Source organism: Moorena sp. SIO3B2 (genome assembly GCF_010692525.1).
Lineage (GTDB): Bacteria > Cyanobacteriota > Cyanobacteriia > Cyanobacteriales > Coleofasciculaceae > Moorena > Moorena producens.
Genome location: NZ_JAAHHE010000933.1, coordinates 1 through 1,206 on the forward strand (window position 1 = coordinate 1; position 1,206 = coordinate 1,206).

Here is a 1,206-nt window from a genome sequence, read left to right on the forward strand (position 1 = left end):
TTTCCTTGATATCCCTAATGAAGAAAATAGTTATCAGAGGTTCACACTTAGTTGGCTGAACCTCCCAGGGAACAGTCTATCGTGATAATGATTCTTTTTATTGTTAATAATAATCATTATTAGTAAATAAATGTTACAATGCAGGCGGTTAGAGACGTACCATGCTATAAGTATGGGCTTGGTCAGTTTTGGGAGAATGCGATCGCACGCCATCCTAGTAGCAAAAAGATGACGCGCCAGTAAACCGACTTGCAATGCAGCTAAACTCTCCGCTACTTGGGGAATATCTCACTGAAACTCGATCAAAAACTGCCAAGCCATAGCGTAACTCCATGACCGTAATAACAGAAACAGCAATGTCCCCAGGTGGCGTTTGCTTGAGTCTGACTCTAGTCCCAGCTTCACCTTTAATGAAGTCGCTGATCACGCAAGTATCGAGAAGGTATCGCATCAGAATAATTCCGGTTCACGAGGTGGCAGGAGTTGATCACGATAGGACTCGAAAGCCGGGAAATCAGGAATTCCTTCATAAGACAATACGGCATCCGACCACTGGGAAATAGAGCTAGGTGCTGTTTGGATTAGCTGGCGTAACGCTTGGAGAACAAGGGTTTGGATCCCGACATTTGATTGAACCGCTTGGCGGATGAGGTCTTGTTCGAGATCTGGAGGTAGGTCGATTGTGATTTGCATAGGTCAGATTCTTGGTATTAAAGTTTTGAATTTTTATTGAAGTTGAGGAGCTTGCGGTCTATAAGGCATTATTGTCCGAGAGTTAGTTCTATCAGTAAAGTTTCTAAGCTTCGATACAAGCAAATTAATGCTGCTCTGTAACCAGACGGATCGATAGTGCTTCGTCAATGGAGTAGTCAGATTCTAAATGCTTCCCTCAAGGGAATTTTTAATGTAGCTTCGGTGGCAGAAGCCCACCACAGATCAGCTAATCCTACTTATGTTATCTATGATAGTCACACAAACCAGGTAATCTTGCTGGTAGTGGAGTATCACTATCAAAGTACCTGTGCTAGGATTCTTGAGAAGGGTTTACCTGCTATTGTGGCTTGGCGTTTGGCTAGGGAGTTAGAGTTTGCCGAGAAAGCTGAAGGTTATAGCTATGTTTGCTAGACATAGGGTGCAAAGAGAAGATGGTAAAGTGATAGTAGATAGAGAATGACTTTTGCTAGTTTTCTCTACCTGTATAGACTA

2 protein-coding genes and 1 pseudogene are annotated in these 1,206 nt (G+C 42.8%); 1 reads left to right on the forward strand and 2 read right to left on the reverse strand.

Annotated features, from left to right (window positions below):
* Window positions 1-277: 277 nt before the first annotated feature.
* Window positions 278-451: pseudogene (locus tag F6K38_RS44785) on the reverse strand (type II toxin-antitoxin system VapC family toxin); the annotation flags it as partial.
* Window positions 451-693 (reverse strand): hypothetical protein, encoded by a 243-nt coding sequence (locus F6K38_RS42465; protein ID WP_008179649.1) that lies wholly within the window; start codon window positions 691-693, stop codon window positions 451-453. The gene F6K38_RS42465 and the pseudogene F6K38_RS44785, both read right to left, overlap by 1 nt.
* Before the next feature lie 156 nt (window positions 694-849).
* Between F6K38_RS42465 and F6K38_RS42470 the strand changes: the two genes are divergently transcribed.
* The gene (locus F6K38_RS42470; RefSeq protein ID WP_008179647.1) at window positions 850-1,125 is read left to right on the forward strand and encodes a hypothetical protein; all 276 of its coding nucleotides are present in this window, start codon (window positions 850-852) and stop codon (window positions 1,123-1,125) included.
* Window positions 1,126-1,206 lie beyond the last annotated feature (81 nt).